This is a genomic window from Halobellus captivus (genome assembly GCF_007655485.1).
In the GTDB taxonomy this organism is placed as follows: Archaea; Halobacteriota; Halobacteria; order Halobacteriales; family Haloferacaceae; genus Haloquadratum; species Haloquadratum captivum.
In genome coordinates, this window is record NZ_VJXQ01000004.1 from 1 (window position 1) to 18,910 (window position 18,910).

Annotated in this window: 13 protein-coding genes; 7 read left to right on the plus strand and 6 right to left on the minus strand. The window is 63.7% G+C overall.

All coding sequences use genetic code 11. The features are described from left to right. Positions 1 to 513: 513 nt before the first annotated feature. Both FJT57_RS16690 and FJT57_RS11495 read right to left on the minus strand, forming a co-directional pair. Positions 514 to 681 (minus strand): hypothetical protein, encoded by a 168-nt coding sequence (locus FJT57_RS16690; RefSeq protein WP_203229160.1) that lies wholly within the window; start codon positions 679 to 681, stop codon positions 514 to 516. A 276-nt stretch (positions 682 to 957) separates the two neighbouring features. Further along, positions 958 to 1,377 carry a VOC family protein gene (locus FJT57_RS11495; RefSeq protein ID WP_144905354.1) on the minus strand — a complete coding sequence of 140 codons (420 nt, stop codon included), beginning with the start codon at positions 1,375 to 1,377 and terminating at the stop codon, positions 958 to 960. Between the two features lie 300 nt (positions 1,378 to 1,677). Between FJT57_RS11495 and FJT57_RS11500 the strand changes: the two genes are divergently transcribed. Together FJT57_RS11500 and FJT57_RS11505 are read left to right on the plus strand one after the other, a co-directional pair. After that, positions 1,678 to 3,348: an anthranilate synthase component I family protein gene (locus tag FJT57_RS11500; RefSeq protein WP_144905356.1), complete on the plus strand. Its 1,671-nt coding sequence runs from the start codon at positions 1,678 to 1,680 to the stop codon at positions 3,346 to 3,348. Further along, positions 3,345 to 3,917 carry an anthranilate synthase component II gene (locus FJT57_RS11505; RefSeq protein ID WP_144905358.1) on the plus strand — a complete coding sequence of 191 codons (573 nt, stop codon included), beginning with the start codon at positions 3,345 to 3,347 and terminating at the stop codon, positions 3,915 to 3,917. The genes FJT57_RS11500 and FJT57_RS11505 overlap by 4 nt, the downstream gene beginning before the upstream one ends. Before the next feature lie 86 nt (positions 3,918 to 4,003). Here FJT57_RS11505 and FJT57_RS11510 read toward each other — a convergent pair whose 3' ends face one another. Beyond that, positions 4,004 to 5,866 (minus strand): BCCT family transporter, encoded by a 1,863-nt coding sequence (locus FJT57_RS11510; protein WP_144905360.1) that lies wholly within the window; start codon positions 5,864 to 5,866, stop codon positions 4,004 to 4,006. A gap of 26 nt (positions 5,867 to 5,892) precedes the next feature. After that, positions 5,893 to 7,098, minus strand: coding sequence for a potassium channel family protein (locus FJT57_RS11515; protein WP_203229161.1), 1,206 nt, complete (start codon positions 7,096 to 7,098; stop codon positions 5,893 to 5,895). 168 nt (positions 7,099 to 7,266) lie between these two features. On the opposite strand from FJT57_RS11515, the gene FJT57_RS11520 reads away from it, so the two are divergent. From FJT57_RS11520 to FJT57_RS11535, 4 genes are all read left to right on the plus strand, one after another. Then, positions 7,267 to 7,677: a DMT family transporter gene (locus FJT57_RS11520; protein ID WP_144905362.1), complete on the plus strand. Its 411-nt coding sequence runs from the start codon at positions 7,267 to 7,269 to the stop codon at positions 7,675 to 7,677. Between the two features lie 187 nt (positions 7,678 to 7,864). Further along, complete coding sequence (locus tag FJT57_RS11525) at positions 7,865 to 8,245, plus strand: Rid family detoxifying hydrolase (RefSeq protein ID WP_144905364.1); 381 nt, start codon at positions 7,865 to 7,867, stop codon at positions 8,243 to 8,245. 184 nt (positions 8,246 to 8,429) lie between these two features. Beyond that, complete coding sequence (locus tag FJT57_RS11530; RefSeq protein WP_144905366.1) at positions 8,430 to 10,265, plus strand: aldehyde ferredoxin oxidoreductase family protein; 1,836 nt, start codon at positions 8,430 to 8,432, stop codon at positions 10,263 to 10,265. A 435-nt stretch (positions 10,266 to 10,700) separates the two neighbouring features. Beyond that, positions 10,701 to 13,448 (plus strand): PEP/pyruvate-binding domain-containing protein, encoded by a 2,748-nt coding sequence (locus FJT57_RS11535; RefSeq protein ID WP_144905368.1) that lies wholly within the window; start codon positions 10,701 to 10,703, stop codon positions 13,446 to 13,448. 146 nt (positions 13,449 to 13,594) lie between these two features. On the opposite strand, the gene fdhF is transcribed toward FJT57_RS11535, so the two are convergent. Continuing rightward, complete coding sequence (gene fdhF, locus FJT57_RS11540; RefSeq protein ID WP_144905370.1) at positions 13,595 to 15,709, minus strand: formate dehydrogenase subunit alpha; 2,115 nt, start codon at positions 15,707 to 15,709, stop codon at positions 13,595 to 13,597. Positions 15,710 to 16,460: 751 nt separating this feature from the next. On the opposite strand from fdhF, the gene FJT57_RS11545 reads away from it, so the two are divergent. Then, positions 16,461 to 17,021, plus strand: a complete 561-nt coding sequence (locus tag FJT57_RS11545) for a hypothetical protein (protein WP_144905372.1) — start codon at positions 16,461 to 16,463, stop codon at positions 17,019 to 17,021. Positions 17,022 to 17,109: 88 nt separating this feature from the next. Here FJT57_RS11545 and FJT57_RS11550 read toward each other — a convergent pair whose 3' ends face one another. Next, positions 17,110 to 18,831: a formate--tetrahydrofolate ligase gene (locus FJT57_RS11550; RefSeq protein ID WP_144905374.1), complete on the minus strand. Its 1,722-nt coding sequence runs from the start codon at positions 18,829 to 18,831 to the stop codon at positions 17,110 to 17,112. Positions 18,832 to 18,910: the final 79 nt, after the last annotated feature.

The window sequence follows — 18,910 nt, forward strand, 5'->3', positions numbered from 1 at the left end:
CTGGCTCAATGCTCCAAACTAAACACTACCAGGTCAACGAGGGAAGATTCTCTATCAATGTCCGAGAGAGAGCAGCGGACATCGTGGTGTCTCATTCTTAATGTCTCACTCCCTTAGCGCCGTTCGTGTTGCTGCCCGAACGCTGTCTCACACAAAATGTGTGTCACACGATATCTGTCTCACACGAAAGTTGTCTCATACGACGAGAGCGCGGCCGCAGGAGCGGGGCAAACTTCGGAATTTCACCAGGGGTTGACTAGGCCAGTCAGCGTGGATTTCCTTTGCTTGTCCTTCTATGTCCCACAGTTCACCCGGCATTCACCGTATCGATCACCCCTGACTGTCCCTCGTGACCGTAACTGCGGACAAAGTGGAGGGGTGTGTTTCGAAATCCGTCACTCGAACTTCAGTTATCATCCTGATCGTTATGAAACCGTGAAGCCGTGATCTGAACCGCGAAAAGTGAAAATTCCGCTCGGAATATGGCAGCCGACTCCGAGAATTACGGAGTGATTACTTGTTGTAACTGTCGGGAATCAGGACGACACCGTGTCGATTGACGAAACGACCGACGATGGATTCGAGGCGATCCACTGCCGTCGAGATCGATGACGCGGGGAGGTAAAAGTCGGTGCTCTCAGTTTCGCTTCGACGCTCTTCGTGTTGGGTTGCTGTTGCCATCGTGTTATTGAGAACGTCCCGGATCCATCTGAGGCTTTGTTAGTACTCATACGCGTATTTTTATTCTCAGTTCATCCTTCACGATTTATATTGCATAAATTTCCAACCCAATGGAATCGGTTGGATATCCATCCGACCGTTCCCCTCCTCGGCTGCACACATCTTCACACACTCGGACTCTTCCCCACTGCATCCGAATTGTCACTCTACACGCTATCCCTACGTCCAACACCCCCGGCACTCACCGTATTTCCGTTTCCAGAACCATTTCCGATTTCACTTGGACAGTACTTCCACGAGATTACCCTCCGGATCGCGTATGAACAAAATCGTCGTGCCGCTCTCAGTGGTTTGTGGTTCGCTCACTGTCTCAACGTCGCTCGGTAGCGCTTCGTAGAACGCCGCAACGTCATCGACGGTCAGTCCGATGTGCATTGCTCCGTCCCGGTCGATCTGTGGGCGGTCGTCGCTCGACTCCGTCGAGTCGTACGAAACGAGCTCCAGTCGCGTGTTCCCCGCGTCAAGATGAACGAACGACGCGCGAGCATCATCGACACCGACGCCCGTTGCGAACGCTTCCCCGCCGACGGAGAACCGAGAAATAACGTCTAAGCCGAGCCTCTCGGTGTAGAACGTCACTGCCCGATCGAGATCAGTAACAGTAAGGCCGACGTGATGGGCCGTCAGTTCGGACATATCCGTACTCGGAGCGCCGCTGATCAAAGACCCATCGAACATTGATCCCGACGCGTCCACCGGAACACGCGAAGTTTCACCGGCACCCGCTGTGGAACACCTCTCTTCTGTTTGCCATTTACACATCCGGCATACTCTGTCGTAATGTTCTCGGCTTTGTTACGATATGGCAGATATTTCGCGACATTCGACCGATGAGACTCGATGCTTCGCGCAAAGTTTTTGGCCGTACGCGACGCAGACTCGGTAGAAAACGCCGGGTCATTCGCAGTGGCTTCTGGCGGGAGCAACTCGTATCCGATGAGTGAGATTACGGTCATAACCGAACAGGAGAATTTCGTCGAAACGGCGGCCTCGGCTCCACACGGGGCTCGCGTTCCGGTAGAGGTTCGAACCGTCGTATCAGATCCATTCGAGGCGTATCGTCGCGTTCGTGACTCCGGCACCGACGGGGTGTATCTCGAAACCACCGGCGGGCAGTCCGGGTGGGGATACTTCGCCGTCGATCCGATCGAGCGCGTCGAAGTCCCAACTTACACTGGTGAAACGGCTCCCGAGTCGGAGACGTCAGCGACAGACGTAGACGCGGGAGCGTCGCCAATGCGCGATGAAACACCCACTATCGATGCAATCGACTCGCTCTTGGACCGCGAACTGCTCGTTCGCGGGGACTGTGAGGTTCCCTATCCGTGCGGTGTCTTCGGATGGCTCTCCTACGACGTCGCGCGGGAGTTGGAGTCCATCCCATCGACGACCGAGAGCGACGGGCTCCCACAGCTCCAACTCGGGGTCTTCGACAGCGTGGTCGCGTGGAAAGAACCGCGGGTCGGCGCGGGTGGCAAAGCGGCCGAGGACGGTGACACCGCCACGAGCGACGCCGACGGGGTCGAACTACGGATCACTGTCTGTCCGATCGTTTGCGACTCGCCCGAAGACGACTACAGGGCGGCACTCGAACAGGCGATTGCCCTGGCTGAAGATGTACGTTCCGGGCCGATATCGTCGCCCGAACCACCGGTATCGGCTAGCGGTGCCACGTTCGAGAGTGACTGCGGCGAAGACGCGTTCGCCGACCGCGTACGATCGATCAAACAGTACATCCGCGACGGCGACACGTTCCAGACGAACGTCTCGCATCGCCTCGTCGCACCTGCGGCGGTGCACCCGGTACAGGCCTTTGATGCGCTCCGGCGCGTCAACCCCGCCCCGTATTCGGGACTGTTGGAGTTCCCGGGGATCGACCTCGTGAGCGCGAGCCCGGAGCTGCTCTTGGAAGTAGACGGCGATCGGCTCCTCACCGAACCGATTGCGGGCACGCGCCCGCGGGGGGAGACGCCCGAAGCGGATGCTGACCTCGAAGCCGACCTGTTAGCGAACGAAAAAGAGCGCGCGGAGCACGCGATGCTCGTCGACCTCGAACGCAACGATCTGGGGAAGGTCAGCGAGTACGGGACAGTCGAAGTCTCCGAGTACCGACGGATCGACCGCTACTCCGAGGTTATGCACCTCGTCTCGCTCGTCGAAGGCGTTCGAAGACCTGAGGCGACCATCGCCGACGCCGTCGCGGCGGTCTTCCCGGGTGGGACGATCACCGGCGCGCCGAAGCCGCGGACGATGGAGATCATCGAAGAGGTCGAGACGACCCGCCGGGGCCCCTACACCGGCAGTATCGGGATCTTCGGATTCGACGATCGCGCGACGCTGAACATCGTCATCCGCACCTTGGTTCGACGCGGCAGGGAGTATCGGCTTCGCGTCGGAGCCGGGATCGTTTACGACTCGGTACCGGCGGACGAGTACCAGGAGACGCTGGATAAGGCGCGGGCGCTCATCAACGCCGTCGACGAGGCGCTCGGCGAACGGGCGTCGTTCACCGTCGAGGGGGACGAGGGGGTCGAAGCGGCCGAAGCGGCTCAATCGGAGTCCGGGTCGGACGACCCACGGCCCCTGGAGGTGGACGAATCACAATGATCCTCATCATCGACAACTACGACTCCTTCGCATACAACCTCGTCCAGTACGTCGGCGAGTTCGAGGACGTCGTCGTTCGACGGAACGACGCGATCGATATCGATGGCATCTACGAGCTCGACCCCGACGGTATCGTCGTTTCGCCGGGACCGGGAACGCCGCAGGAGGCCGGAATCTCGATCGACATCTTCGCCGAAACGGACTACCCCGCACTCGGCGTCTGCCTGGGTCACCAAGCGCTCTGTGCGGCCCACGGCGCACCAGTCGGACACGCCCCGGAGGTTGTTCACGGAAAGCCCTCTCTCGTTCGCCACGACGGGAGTCCCCTCTACGAGGGCGTCGACGAGACGTTCGAGGTCGGTCGCTACCACTCGCTGGCGGTCGAACCCGGACACATCCCCGATGTGCTGGTGGAGACGGCCGCGACGGAGGACGAACAGGGCGTCGTAATGGGCGTCGAACACGTCGATAGGCCACACTACGGCGTCCAATTCCATCCGGAGAGCATCCTCACCGACGCCGGAAAGCAGATCGTTCGGAACTTCTGTCGGTCGATTGCGACCTCGTAAGTCGTCGGAGATCCACTTCCGACGTCGTCGCAGAACCGCACATAGCAAACAGTCCGTGGATCTTATCCCCTTCCATCGCCGTCAGGTCACTTTTCGCGGTCCGGCGGGTCGAAATCGTGATGCAGCTGAACCGATGGAAGGCGGTTCAATACGTGCCGAACGAGCGACGTGTGCTCTCCGCCGCGCTCCTCTCGGATACACGCGAGTGCGAGACCGATCATCGCGACGAGAGCTAAGACGGCGAAGGGTGCGCCGGTGAGGACCGCGAGCGCCTGGAGCGTCTCGCCGCCGCCGATGAGAATCACGGCCAGTGCAACTGCCGCTTGGAACGCCCCCCAAAGCGCGATACTCCCCCGAGAGGGGGCAATTCCCCGTCGCGAGGCGAGAATCGCGGCGATGAGCGTGGACGTGTCGGCGGAGGTGACAATGAACGCGACGATGAGCGCGAAGAACAGAAATATCAGTAGATCGCCGAGCGGAAGCGCAGACAGAAGGGGAAATCCGGCGACGGCCTCCGAGCCTCCTCGCGCTTCGATCGCGGAGAGAATATCAACACGACCGGAGTGCTGCATCGACAGCGTCGACCCGCCGACGACGAGGAACCAGACGCTCGTCGCCGCAGACGTGGCGGCGACGGTCGTCAGCACAACTGTCCGAATGCGTCGGCCACGAGAGAGCGCAGCAAGGAACGTTCCGGCGAACGGTGCCCACGAGAACCACCACGCCCAGTTCCAGACGGTCCACGATGCCGCCCACGACCCGGACGAGACGAGGCTCATCGGAATGAAGTGGATCACGTAGGATCCCAGGGCGGTCGTCCCGCGCTCGACGACGAAGGATTTCGGGCCGACGGCGAACAGCAGCAGCGCGAACACCGCGAACAGCACGACGCAGGTGCCAGCGATCCGCCTGATCCCTCGGTGCAGGCCCGACACGGCCGATAGTACGTAGACTGCTGCGAGACCGCCGACGAACAGTACCGGGGCGAACGGGCCGGAGGAGACGCCCCACTGGAATTCGACACCGGTCAGAAACTGCTGGGAGACGAGTGCAATCGACGTCGCGATGCCGCCGATCGTCGCGAACACGGCCAGGGTATCCAGTGCGCGACTCCAATACGAATCAAGGTTATCGACGCCCACGAACGGCGTCAGTATCGAGGAGATCCGTAACGGGGCGTCACGCTCGAAAACGAAGTAGGCGAGCGGGATCCCGATAACCGCATACGCACTCCACGCGCTGAGACCCCAGTGGAAGAGCGTGTACCTGAGCGCGACGTCGACGGCGGCCCCTGACTGCGGCGTCACGTCGAACAACGGCGGAGGGGTCTGGTAATGAAAGAGCGCTTCGGCGGGGCCCCAAAACACGATCCCCGCGGCGATCCCCGCAGTGAACACGAGCGCGAAGTACGTCGGTAGCGTGTAGGTCGGCTCGACGTCCCCGCCGAGTCTGATATCCCCCCAGGAGCTCCCGAACAGGAACACGCAGAAGCCGACGGCCAGCAACACCGTCGCGACGAGCAGTGGGCCGAACCCACTGAGGACGGTTTCGGTGAGCGATCCCACGGCCGCAGTTGTTCCCGCGGGAAACACGATCTGAAGCGCGAAATACAGTGAGAACACGACCACCGGCAGACCGAGTATGACCGGGTCGTGTGATTTCATCACATCGGAGAGATGATTCAGCAGTGAGCCGCGGCGAACGTGGAGCAACGTCGAGGCGGTCGACGTCTCGGTCCCCAACCCCTCGTACGGGAGCGCGGCCAAGTAGCCGAGGCCCGAACCGAAAAAGAGAAGCGAGACGACGAGCCACGCCCGTCCCCCGAGTACGTTGTCGACGACAGACGGAAAGAAGAACCCGACGAGGACGACCGACCCCGCTCCGACGAAGGTTGCCAGTAGCGCGTTGGGCAGCATACGCGCCGGTTCGGCCCCGTCTCTCGCACCCATACGACACTTGTTAGCACGAATTGATATTATTCTGTTGCATCGTTTGCTTCCGTCGACGATTCCAGTACCGAGTCTCCCAACATCCGACCACCGATCGCTCGGAGGTCGATGATCTCGTCGGCGCCGACGGCGTCTAACTTCGCAACGTGGGTCTCCTCGTTCGCGACCGTGACGATCCGGACGTCCGGATTCACGGTTCTTGCCGCCAACACGGCGAGGACGTTGGTCGCGTCGTCCGCACTTGCAACTGCGACGCCGGTCGCAACGTCCAGGCGCGCGTCTCGCAGGGTTTCCTCGTCCGTCGGATCGTCGGTCAGTACCTCGATTCCCTCCTCGCGCATTTGGGCGGCAGCCTCGGCGTTCGTCGTGACGACCACCACGTCGGTGTCGCCGAGTCGGTCGAGGAACGATTCGGTCACGTCGCCGTACCCGAGCACCACCACGTGATCCTCGAGCAGTGAGAGTTCTGATGCAGTCATGGTTCCGAATGCCGCGGCCATCCGCGATTCGATCGCCGGGCCGATGAGCGCGCCGACGGCGACGGTGAACGCACCGGTGCCGAACAGGATCACCGACAGCGAGAACAGTTTGGCCTCGACGGTGACGGGCGTGATGTCACCGTAGCCAACGGTCGCCACGGTGACGACCACGTAGTAGAACGCGTCTCCCCAGCCGTTGAGCTCGAGAAATTGTCCCCGAAGCCCGTACGCGCCCACCGTTCCGTACAGGGCGACGCCCACGATCGCCGCCAGCGACGCGATCTGAAACGACGAGAGGTCGATCCGCTGCGCGAAGCTCTCTCGGTTCAGGGCGAGAAGCGGAATCGCCGCGACAGAGAGCACGAACAGCGGTAATTCGGTGGCATTGCCCGTTACCAAGGGGAGGAGCGCCAGGCCGGGAAGGAGCACCAGCGCCGCGACCCACGCGATCCGCTTCCGTCGTTGTAGGCCGACCGTAACGAGACCCAGCGGGAAGGCGAACAACACGCCAGCGAATCTGACAATCGTTTCGACCATCGGAAGGATCGCCGCGAGCGGCCCCGATACGACCGGATCCGGCTGACTCAGGTTCGAGAGCCCGGTGACGAAGGCGAGCACTGTCACCGCAGCCATCAGCGCGACCGCTGGTTTCGCTCCGGAGAATTCCCGCCACGCGACGAGCGGAACCCGTTCGGTCTGGTAAAACACCTCCTCGAACGGACGTTCGTCGGACCCCCGTTGTGAGTCAACCACCCTCAAGGGTACTCACACCCGCAATAAAACTGTAATGTCAATAACTCGTCTAGTTGTGCTTCGTCGGCAGTCTGAACAGCGGTGCGTCCGTAGCTGTGGGATAGCAATGAGTTGGCACTATCACAAGACGGATCCAGACTGGCGGGACCGACCGCGAGGTGTCGACGTGTGAACCCCGCCATTCTCTTCGGGCTGGGAACGATGCTCGCCTGGGGGTTCTGGATCACGTTCGGCGACGTGGCTTCCAACAGTATCGACCCGGAAACGGCCGCGTTCGTCTCGTATCTGACCGCTACTGTCGCGACGGGAATCTACGTGGTCGTCTCCGATGCGTCGTTGGCGATCAATCACCGCGGCCTGCTCTACTCGGGTATCGCGGGTATCGCGGCGGCGATCGGCGTCCTCTCCACCTTCGTCGGCGTCACCGTCGGTTCGACGGCCATCGTCTCGACGATCGGCGGGATGTACTTCGTGACGGCCGCTGCGATCAGCGTCGTCGCGCTCGGCGAACCGCTCTCGGCCCAGAAAGTTGCGGGGATCGGTCTCGCGCTCGTCGCAATCGTCATCATCAACCAGTGAGGGGCGTGTTAGAGGCGCCTCTACCGCCTCGTGCGTAATCCATTCCGTGTACGTGAGTACCGTCACGGTGTCCTCGCCGCTGCACTTCGTCGAAACCCGACACAACGTTTCACGCTCCGTTCACGTTGTGCTCCGATCGGTCCGAGCAACCGAGTTTTAAGACGATCGCTGGGGTATTCCATGGCGTATGAAGCGAACCATCAGCACGGACGACGCCCCGGCCGCGGTCGGCGCGTACAGCCAGGCGACGACGAACGGGAGCCTCTTGATCACCGCCGGGCAGCTGCCGCTGACCCCCGACGGCGACCTCCTCGACGACGAGTCGGTGGCCGACCAGACGCGACAGTGCCTTCGCAACGTCGAAGCGATCCTCGAATCGGAGGACCTCTCGCTCTCGGACGTCCTGAAGACTACCGTCTTCCTCGACGACATCGACGACTTCGACGAGTTCAATGAGGCCTACAGCGAGTTCTTCGACGACGAACCCCCGGCTCGGAGCGCCGTCGGCGCCGGTGCGGTTCCGAAGGGGGCAGCCGTCGAGATCGAGGCGATCGCGACGACGGAATAGCGCCGAACGATTCGTCGGATGGCTCTGCAAATCTCGGTGGGACTGCCCTGCGAACCACTATGAGACGGCCACGCGGATCACTGTCAGACGGCCCCGCGGATCACTGTCGGATGACTCCAGTACCTGCCGCCAGACGACCCCATAGCAAACGCTTAATGAGTCTTCGACTGCTATCAAGTGCTGAATGAACGTTGCGGCCACCCCCCACGTCCTCCGGGTCGATCTGACCGACGGAGAGATCGAGCGCGATCCGATCCCGGAACGGTGGCTGGCCGAATACGTGGGCGGCAAGGGCCTCGGCGCGCGCTATCTGTACGACCGACTCGCGCCTGGTACGGACCCGCTCGGCCCCGACAACTACCTGCTGTTTATGCTCGGCCCCCTGAGCGGGCTGCTCCCGGGTGAACCGCAGTTCGCGGCGATCACGCGCTCGCCGCTGACGGGCACGTTTCTCGACTCCTACAGCGGCGGGGAGTTCGCGTCGTCGCTGGTCGGCGCACTCGACGGCGCGCTCGGCGTGGCCGTCACCGGACAGACGGACGAGCCGCTCGTGCTCGAAATCGAGGACGGCCAGGCGACCCTGTCGCCCGCTGACGATCTGTGGGGTCGTGACGTTGTCGACACGTGCGAGGCCCTCGACGGCTCCGTCGCCTGCGTCGGCCCGGCGGGCGAGAACCGCGTGCGGTACGCGACGATCGCCTCCGACGGCGGCGACCACCACGCCGGGCGAGGCGGTGCGGGCGCGGTAATGGGCGCGAAGGGACTCAAGGCGGTCGTCGCCTGCGGCGAGCTCCCCGACCCGTCCCCGGACGTTGCCGCGCTCCAGGAGACGTACGAACGTCGATACCGCGAGACCGACGTCGGCCGGTGGCACGCGGCGAGCGCGACGCTGGAAACCGTCGATTTCGCCGACGAGGTCGGCGTGCTCTCGACCCACGGCTGGCAGGAGGGATCGTTCGACGGCGCGGAGGATATCGGCATCGACGCCGTCCGGGCGGCGGCCGTCGACCGCGAGGCCGGAGCCGACAGCGACATTCCGGGCGGGTTTCGCGTGTCGACCTCGTCGGGCGAGTCGGTGCCCCGAGGGGCGACACCGATGTCGCTCGGTGCGGGACTGGGTATCGACGATTTCGACGCCGTCGCAGCGCTCGGACAGGTTTGTGATCGACTCGGCGTAGACGTCATTAGCGCGGGCAACGCCGTCGCGTGGTCGGTTCGAGCGGGCGAGGACGGCGTCGTCGACCTCGATTCGGCGCTGGGACCGTCGCTCGGGTCGTCGCTACAGTTCGGTGACGAGGCTGCCGCTCGCGAACTCATCGAGGCGATCGCGGTTCGGAAAGATGGGCTTCCGGATGCGCTCGCAGACGGCGTCGACGCCGCCGCGAAGCGCCTCGGCGGAGCCGACCTCGTGCCGACGATCAAGTCGATGGAGCTTCCGGCCTACGATCCCCGAGGCTCGCCGACGATGGCGCTCGCGTACGCGACGAGCGATAGGGGCGCGTGTCACAGAAGATCGCTCCCGGCCGAGACTGAGGTCTTCGAGGGCGACTCGTGGGACGACACCGACCGCGTCCGACTCGTCATCCGCGAGCAGACGATCACCGCGGTTCTCTGGAGTCTCATCGCCGACGACTTCGCGGGTGCGGTCCTCGAAAACGACCTCGGAGCCGAGTGGCTCTCGGCCGTGGACACGCCAGCCCCGACCGATCCGTCCGAACTCCTGCGCGTCGGCGAGCGCACGTGGACGCTGACGCGCCTGTTCAACGCTCGCGAGGGATTCGACGCCGAAGACGAGACGCTCCCCGTGCTGTTCGAACAGCCGCTCGCGGGTGGCCCCGCGGCGGGTCAAACGATCGACACAGGCTGGTTCGACGGCCTGCGCCGCCGCTACTACGCCGCGCGCGGCTGGAATGCCGACGGGATACCCACCCGCGGACTCCTCGATCGATTGGATCTCGGAGACGTCGTGGACGACGACACGCCGGTCGCTCGTGATTCGGTCGCGCGCTGTAGCGACTGAGGGAACGGACGCGGTACGCTGACTACTCGATTCCTACGCGGCTCTCTTCTGTGCGGTTCTCTTCTACGTAATTCCCTTCTGCGAGATTCTCTTCTACGTGACCCTCTTCTATGCAACTTTATTCTGTGCGCTCCGGTTAGCCGTTAGAAATCTGGAACCACGAGCAACACGTTTGCGTTCCGATTCGGACCTGCGCACAACACGAGAAAATCCGCAACCTGAAACTACCCATAACACCGCTGTTCACCATTGTGAGCGTCGAACTTCAGCGGACATTGCGGTGTCTAACGAAGAGCCACGAGATGTCGTTACCTCCCAACCCTGCTCCTCCGTCCCATCGCGAGGCCGTTTTTCAACTGGCGCTCATCCACGATCTGTTGACTGAGTAACCTATCGTTATAGCGCCCCGGAACGTAGTATTCGATACTGACACCGATGCCTGGGTCTCATAGCGACTCGATCGTGCGGTGGTTCGACGAACGGGGAGTCGGGGCCATCGGCGTCGCAGGCGGAAAGGGCGCGAATTTGGTGTCGCTGTCCCGCGCTGGCCTGCCCGTCCCGCGGGGCTTTGTCGTTACCACGGCGGCGTACCGGGAACTCGCCGCTTCCCCACGCGTCCAGCGATCGATCGATCGGTTGGATACGCTCGATTTCACAGACGGCGAGGCCCTGTCCGCTGCCGCCGCCGAACTTCGATCGCTCATCGAGGAGCAGACGTTGGGGTCGTCCGTCGAGACCGATCTCGTCGAGGCCGCGGAATCACTCGCGACGGCATCGTTCGCGGTTCGATCGAGTGCTACGGCGGAGGACCTTCCGACGGCCTCGTTCGCGGGTCAACACGAGACGTTCCTCGGCGTCGCACCCGAGGACGTCCCGGATCGCGTTCGGGACTGTATGGCCAGTCTCTTCACCGACCGGGCGATCGCCTACCGCTCACGCAACGATCTCTCTCACCGCGACGCGGCGATGGCGGTCATCGTCCAGCCGATGGTCGATGCCGACGCCGCGGGCGTCCTCTTCACCGCGGACCCCGAGACAGGAAATCGATACGTTTCGTCCATCGATGCGAGCTACGGCCTCGGAGAGAGCGTCGTCGCTGGCGACGTTACGCCGGACCACGCTCTCGTCGACACCCGGACCGAGGAAGTGCTCGAGTACACGATCGGTACGAAGACCACTGCCGTCGAGTTAGCGACGCCTCCGACCGTGACGAAGGAGGCACGAGAGCCCTTCTCGGAAAAAATACACACTGGAGAAAGTGGAACGAGGAGCGTCGACCTCCCGGCGGACCGTCGGGAGTCCCGCGTACTCACGGACGATCAGCTTCGCACCCTCACGGGGCTCGGAACGCGTGCTGAAACGCTGTTCGGTGCGCCGCAGGACGTCGAGTGGGCCCTCGCCGACGGTCAGTTCGTCATTCTGCAGTCGCGGCCGATTACGTCGCTGTTCCCGTGTCCGTCGCCAGCCCCGGTCGACGACCGCCTTCACGTCTACATCAGTATGGGGCATATGCAGGCGATGCCTGAGTCGATGCCGCCGCTCGTCCGTGACGTCTGGCGGACCTACACCGAAAACGTGCTCTCCTCGGCGGATCTCGACGCCCCACACCCAAATCTCACGGTCGAGGCCGGAGGTCGCGTCTACATCGACGTCACTCCGTTCCTGCGTCGTCCTCCCCTGCGAACCCGGGTGATCGAGCGGATCGCGGCGATAAACGAGCCGATCTCCGCAGGTCTCGATGACATCGTCTCCCGACGACCCGAAGAGTTCGAGCCCCGCGGTGTTCCGATCAGCGCGCTCCCGAGGTACGTCGAAACGGCCGGGAAGTTGGTCCGGCTTGTCGGCCCCGCGGTCCCCGGCGTCGTTCGGCACCTACTCCGTGCGATGGCCGGTCGCGAGACGCCGGTAGACGACCGCTATTGGGACCGCGTCGGCGAACTGTTTCTCGGCGACGTCACTGACGCGACGAGCCCGGAAGCCCGGGCCCGCGCCGTGTTTGACGCGATCGACATCAGGCGTATTCTCCGCGACGTGTACCCTCGAATCAGCCCGCTGTTCTTGGCGTTCGCCCTCGGCGGCTGGCTCAAGCGAGCGTTCCCGGACTACCCCGAGGAGGTGAACGCCGTCGGCCGGGGGTTCGAACGCGACGTCGTCACCCGCATTAATCTCGGCCTCGGTGACCTCGCAGACGTCGCTCGGGGCCGCCCGAACGTCGCCGCCGCGGTTCGCGACGGCGCTTCACTCGACGACATGGCAGCGGTGAGCGGCGGTGCGGAATTCTGTGAGGAGTTCGAGCGGTTCCTCGACGAGTTCGGACACCGCGGGACAGGCGAGATCGACCTCAGTCGACCGCGTTGGCGCGAGGACCCGTCGATGCTTCTCGGCGTCGTCAGGGCCAACCTCGAACGCGAGACGGCGGGCGACCACCGAGAACGCATCAAACGTCTCGACAGCGAGGCCGAGACGGCCGCCGAATCGCTCGAAGCGCGCGCTGATCGCGGCCCCTTCGGACCGCTTCGCCGCCGGTACGTCCGTTGGGTCATCCGTACGTACCGCGACACCGTCTACCTCCGCGAATACCCAAAACAGGAGGCCGCGCGGGCGTTCACTGCGTGGCGGAGCGCGCTGCTCGACGCGGGCGAGCTGCTCGTCTCTCGTGGCCGACTCGAACGGCGGGAGGACGTGTGGTACCTCTACAGAGACGAACTGTTTGACGCCCTCGAGGGAGAGCGAGTAGACGTCGACCTCACCGCCCGGAAGCGAGAGCACGCCCGAAATACAGAGTTCGACGCGCCGCCCGTGCTGACGAGCGAGGGCGAAACCGTCCGCGGCCGTGCGGACCCCGGGACGCTTCCCGAGGGATCGCTGGTCGGAACCGGCGTTTCGTCGGGCGTCGTCGAGGGCGTGGCCCGCGTAATTCGAGATCCGGCGACAGCGACGGTGAACCCCGGTGAGATACTCGTCGCACCGTCGACCGATCCAGGGTGGACCCCGCTGTTCTTGAACGCCGCCGGGTTGGTCTCCGAGGTCGGCGGCGCCGTCAGCCACGGCGCGCTCGTCGCCCGCGAGTACGGCCTGCCAGCCGTCGTTTCCGTCTCCGAGGCGACGAAACGGATTCGGGACGGGCAACGCATCCGCATCGACGGGACTCGCGGAACGGTCGAACTGCTGGATGCGGAGTGAATCGAATACGCTGCGAGCAATAGATTCCCGCTTTCGGTGCCGCTTCGGTACCGCTTTCAGTACGAACGAGAGCCGCCCCCCGTCGCGCTGTGGGCCTCTCGTTCCCTTCGAACCGGTGACGGCGAGTGTCCGTCAGCCCGGTTCGCTCAGTCGTCGGCGGGCGCGTCGCCGGTGGTGGAGGGCTCGACGCCGACTTCGATCTCCGCGGCGGCGGCCTTGTACTCGGGGATCTTCGCGCGCTCGTCGAGCACGTCGTTCGTGAGCACGTTCGCCGCCGCGGCGGCGAAGTGCGGGGTCGTCCAGATGACGCCCTCCTTGATGTCTTCGGTGACGTGCGCTTCGAGTTCGATCTCGCCGCGTCGAGACTTCACCCGCACCGTCTCGCCGTCTTCGATGCCGTAGCGCTCGGCGTCGTTCGGATGGACGTCGACGAAGTTCTCCGGGTACTGCTTGTTGAGCCGCGGCGAGCGGCGACTCATCGTCCCGGTGTTGTAGTGCTCTTCGAGGCGCGCGGTGGTGAGAATCAGCGGATAGTCGTCGTCGGGTACCTCTTTGGGCGGCTGATGGCTGACGCCCTCGATGTGGCCGAGGCCGCTCTCGGTTTCGAATCCGTCGGCGTAGAGGTACTGGTCGCCCTGGTCACCGGGCTCATAGCAGGGCCAGTGGATGCCCTCCTCGCCGAGCGCGTCGTAGCTCATTCCGTGATAGCTCGGGGTGACCTGTCGGAGCTCCTCGAACACTTCCTCGGGGGTGTCGAAGTCGAAGCCCTCGCCGAAGAGTCGCGTGCCGACTTCACAGAGGATTTCGAGGTCGTGCTTGGTGTTCTCGTGGACCTTCTCGACGCCGCGCATCCGCTGGACGCGCCGATCGGTGTTGGTCACGGTGCCGCCGCGCTCGGCCCACGTCGTCGCCGGGAGGAGCACGTCGGCGTACTCCGCCGTCTCGGTCATGAAGATGTCCTGGACGACGAGGAAGTTGAGCTCCTCGAGGAGGTCGGCGACGTGGTTGGCGTTGGGCTCGGACATAATCGGGTTCTCGCCCATCACGTACATCCCCTGGATCTGCTCGCCGATCGCGCCGGTGATCTCGACGTTCGTCAGACCGGGTTCGTCCGGAATCTCGAATCCCCAGACGTCCTCGACGCTCTCGCGGGCCTCGTCGTCGTCGACGAGCTGATAGCCGGGGAGGACGTTCGGCATGGCGCCGACGTCCGAGGTCCCCTGTACGTTGTTCTGCCCGCGCAGCGGGTTGACGCCGGTGCCGGGGCGGCCGACGTTGCCGGTGATGAGCGCGAGGTTGATCTCGTTTTGGACGTTGTCGACGCCGCAGGTGTGCTGGCTCATCCCCATTCCGGTGAAGATGGTGGCGTTGTCGGCGGTCGCGTACTTCTCGGCCGCGAGTTCGATGTCTTCGAGCGGGACGCCGCACTCCTCGGCGGCGGCTTCCTTGTCGAAGTCCTCGAGCGTCTCCTTCAGGTGCTCGATGCCCTCGGTCCGCTCCGCGATGAACTCCTCGTCGACCCAGTCGTTCTCCAGGACTGTCTTGAGGACGATGTTGAGAAGCGGGATGTCAGTGCCCGGTTCGAGCTGGAGGTGCTGGTGGCGGTCCGTCTCCTCGATGTCGAACGAGCGCGTCGTCTTGTTGGCGTGCGGATCGACCTGAATGACGGTCGCGCCCTCGAGGACGGCCTGCCGGAAGTAGTTACTGTTGGCGATGGGGTGCTGCTCGGCGGGGTTCGCGCCCTGGATCCACAGCACGTCGGCCTCCTCTTCGAGGTCTTCCATACTGTTCGTCATCGCGCCCGCGCCGAGACTCGTCCGCAGCGCGTACACGGTCGACGCGTGGCACATCCGCGTGCAGTTGTCGACGTTGTTGGTGCCGTAGCGCCGCGCGAGCTTCTGGAGGAGGTAGTTCTCCTCGTTCATCGTCTTCGAGGAGCCGAAAAAGCCCATCGCGTCGGCTCCGAACTCCTCGTGGATCCCCTCCATCTCGGAGACGATTCGCTCGTACGCTTCGTCCCACGTCGCCTCGCGGAACTCGCCGTCCTCCTTGATCTGCGGCGCTGTCAGTCGGTCCTCGTGATTGACGACCTGCGTCGCCGCGCCGCCTTTTATACACACGCGGCCGTCGTTGACGGGCGCGTCTCCCCACGGCATAAAGCGCATATCGCCGGGATCCTCGCCGGGCATTACCTGAATCCCGCAGCCGACGCCGCAGTACGGACAGATCGTCTTCACCGGATCTTGTTCTTCACTTGACATAATTCACTTCCTCCGCGTGGTGATTCATCTCGTTTGTAATGCTGCCCGGCCACGAGTATGAATCTTTCTCACACACTGCACGCCGATATAACCGGACCCAGAGACGCAACGTCCGAACCTCAAAATATCCCACGGAAACCTCCGTTGTCACCGCCGAACGTCCCACGCACAAAGTTTTGAAAACAGACAGTTCTTCTCCACCGTTCCGATCACCGCCTGAGCACCGATTCCGATATCTCGCCTTCCATACCCCTGTTGACAGCTTATGTTTGCGGGTGGGACGTCCGACCGCGTATTCCAGTTCGGATCCGTAGCGTATTCTCGCTCAACCCCGACCGCGTATTCCCGCCGGGTCTGATGAGATCTCTGCTCCGCTACTCTCTGTTTCGCTGCTCCCTGTCGTCGCTCTTTCCCTCACTAGTCCGACGAACCCTTATATACCATCGGGCGGCCAGAACCCCCGTGCGTTGAGGACCAACCTCGCGTCGGAAGCGGTTGCGCGGCACGACGATGCGAGCGACTGCGCGATATGGGTGAATAGACGATTGGGTAACTGGCCGAGGAGGACCAGGCGGGCGCCACCTATCACCTGAACTGTGCCGCCTGTTCGCCACGCGTTCCTGACGGGACTGACGTCCCCCATCCGGACTGTCGAAACCGACGTCCGCGATCCAGAAGACGGTGCCGCCGACTCCACCCCGGACAGCGCTCGGAAGCAAACGTTCAGGCGTCCGGACCGAGAAGGAGGGGTATGGAACTCTCTGCGGACCTCGTCGAGGAGAAACTGCGCGCGTACCCCGAGATACAACCGCTCTCAACCGTGGAATCGGAACACATCGAGCTGTTGCCGAAGACCTTCGCCGACGGCGACTACGGTTGGCGGGATCCGGAGTGGGTCGTCCAGTGGTACGGCCGCCGATTCTTGGGCGCGGTTCCGAACGCGGACCGCCGCGCCGTCGAGGACGCCTACGACGAGAACGACTACGAAGCGGTCCACGAGGCGATTTCCGCCGCCGTGGACGCAGACGGGGCGGACAATATGCTGTCGCACCTGACGGCTCTCTCGGGCGTCGACGTGCAGATCGGCTCGGCGTTCTGCCAGTTCATCGATCCGGAACGCTACGTCGTTATCGACGAGCGTCAGTGGTCGACGCTCCGAGCGCTCGGGGAACTCGACGGCGACTACCCGGCGTCGCCGACGACGTCGGACTACGCGCGCTATCTGGAAGCGTACCGAGCGCTCGCGGAACGGTGTGAGTGCTCACTGTGGGACCTTTACCGCGCGATCTGGGTGATTGCCGAGGAGCGGTAGCTCCGGCGGCGCGAGCTTCGACCGCAAAAAATGTGACCGCCCGACTATTTCGGCACCCTTCGTGCCGTAAAACGGCGTTCTGCGACCCTCAGAACAGGCCGCTGATGTTGCCGTCGTCGTCGATGTCCATTCCCGCGGCGGCGGGAACGGCCGGGAGACCGGGCATGTCCAGCACGTCGCCCGTCAGCGCGACGATGAAGCCAGCGCCCGCGGAGGGGTACAGTTCGCGGACTTCGAGTTCCCAGCCCGACGGCGCGCCCTTCTTCGAGGGGTCGTCGCTCAGCGAGTGGAACGTCTTCGAGAGACAGACCGGCACGTCGTCGAATCCGAGGTCCTCGAGGCGCTCGATGTCGTCCTCTGCAGCACCGGTGAAGTTGACGCCGTCGGCACCGTACACTTCGGTCGCGACGGTCTCGATTTTCTCCTTGATCGGGGCGTCGTCGGGGTAGAGGTGATCGAAGTCGTCCTCGTCGCCCTCCTCGACGGCCTCGATGACGTTCTCGGCGAGGTCCACGCCGCCCTCGCTGCCGTCGGAGAAGACGTTCGACTCGGCGATCCGGACGCCGAGGTCCTCGCGGCAGTGGTCGAGCACGGCCTGGACTTCCTCGTCCGCATCGTCGGGGAAGCGGTTGAGCGCGACGACGACCGGGACGCCGAACTTCTGGAGGTTACGCACGTGCTTGTCGAGGTTCGCGAAGCCTGCTTCGAGCTCGTCGACGCCCGCCTCCTTGACGGCGTCGAGGTCGGCGGGCCACATACCCATCCCGTGGTATTTGAGGGCGCGCACGGTCGAAACGAGCACGACCGCGTTCGGCGTCATATCGCCGAGGCGGCAGACGATGTTCATGAACTTCTCCGCGCCGAGATCGGAGCCGAACCCGGCCTCGGTGACGAGGTAATCGCCCATCCCGAAGGCGGTCTTGTCGGCGATGAGGGAGTTCGTCCCGTGGGCGATGTTCGCGAAGGGGCCGCCGTGGATGAAGGCGGGCGTGCCTTCCAGCGTCTGCACGAGGTTCGGCTTGATTGCGTCTTTCAGGAGCATCGTGGCCGGACCCGTCGCGTCGATGTCGTCGACGGTGACCGGGTCGCCGTCCTCGTCGTAGGCGACGATGATGCGCGCGATGCGCTTCTTGAGGTCAGCGAGGTCCTCGGACAGACAGAGGACCGCCATCAGTTCCGAGGCCGCGGTGAGCAGGAAGCGGCTCTCCCGCGGCGTCCCGCCGGACTTGCCGCCGAGCCCGATGACGATGTCGCGGAGCGCGCGTTCGTTCATATCCATCGCGCGCGGCCAGGCGACGTCGTTGATGTCGATGTCGAACTCGTCGCTCTGGGAGATCTTCGCGTCGAGCATCGCCGCGATGAGGTTGTGCGCGGAGGTGAGCGCGTGGAGGTCGCCGGTGAAGTGGAGGTTGATGTCCTCCATCGGGAGCACCTGCGAGTAACCGCCGCCAGCCGCGCCGCCCTTCACGCCGAAGACCGGCCCGAGCGACGGTTCGCGGATCGCGATCATCGCGTCCTCGCCGACGTGGTTGAGCGTCTGACCCAGGCCGACGGTGGTCACCGTCTTGCCCTCGCCCATCGGCGTCGGGGTCATCCCCGTCACGAGGACGAGGTTACCCTCCTTGTTCTCCGCGTTGTCGCGGAGGCGATTGACGCCCTCGTGGGACAGTTTCGCCTTGTAGTCGCCGTACAGTTCGATGTCGTCGTTGTCGATGCCCCAGGGCTCGAGAACGTCTTTGATCGGTTGCTTCTCTGCGGATGTTGCGATCTCGTAGTCTGTGGGGAAACCGCCGTCGTCTTCGGACGTCATACTTTCTCGTGACCCGCGGAGGCCACGTAAGCGTATCGGAAAAAATTTACAGAAATCAGAGAAGACGTGTTTCAGCCCC

Bases quoted from the DNA above. Each gene is read 5' to 3' on its own strand.
- fdhF (WP_144905370.1), bottom strand. From the start codon at position 15,709: ATGTCAAGTGAAGAACAAGATCCGGTGAAGACGATCTGTCCGTACTGC.
- FJT57_RS11495 (WP_144905354.1), bottom strand. From the start codon at position 1,377: ATGTCCGAACTGACGGCCCATCACGTCGGCCTTACTGTTACTGATCTC.
- FJT57_RS11535 (WP_144905368.1), top strand. From the start codon at position 10,701: ATGCCTGGGTCTCATAGCGACTCGATCGTGCGGTGGTTCGACGAACGG.
- FJT57_RS11550 (WP_144905374.1), bottom strand. From the start codon at position 18,831: ATGACGTCCGAAGACGACGGCGGTTTCCCCACAGACTACGAGATCGCA.
- FJT57_RS11505 (WP_144905358.1), top strand. From the start codon at position 3,345: ATGATCCTCATCATCGACAACTACGACTCCTTCGCATACAACCTCGTC.
- FJT57_RS11525 (WP_144905364.1), top strand. From the start codon at position 7,865: ATGAAGCGAACCATCAGCACGGACGACGCCCCGGCCGCGGTCGGCGCG.
- FJT57_RS11510 (WP_144905360.1), bottom strand. From the start codon at position 5,866: ATGGGTGCGAGAGACGGGGCCGAACCGGCGCGTATGCTGCCCAACGCG.
- FJT57_RS11545 (WP_144905372.1), top strand. From the start codon at position 16,461: ATGGAACTCTCTGCGGACCTCGTCGAGGAGAAACTGCGCGCGTACCCC.
- FJT57_RS11500 (WP_144905356.1), top strand. From the start codon at position 1,678: ATGAGTGAGATTACGGTCATAACCGAACAGGAGAATTTCGTCGAAACG.
- FJT57_RS11530 (WP_144905366.1), top strand. From the start codon at position 8,430: ATGAACGTTGCGGCCACCCCCCACGTCCTCCGGGTCGATCTGACCGAC.
- FJT57_RS16690 (WP_203229160.1), bottom strand. From the start codon at position 681: ATGGCAACAGCAACCCAACACGAAGAGCGTCGAAGCGAAACTGAGAGC.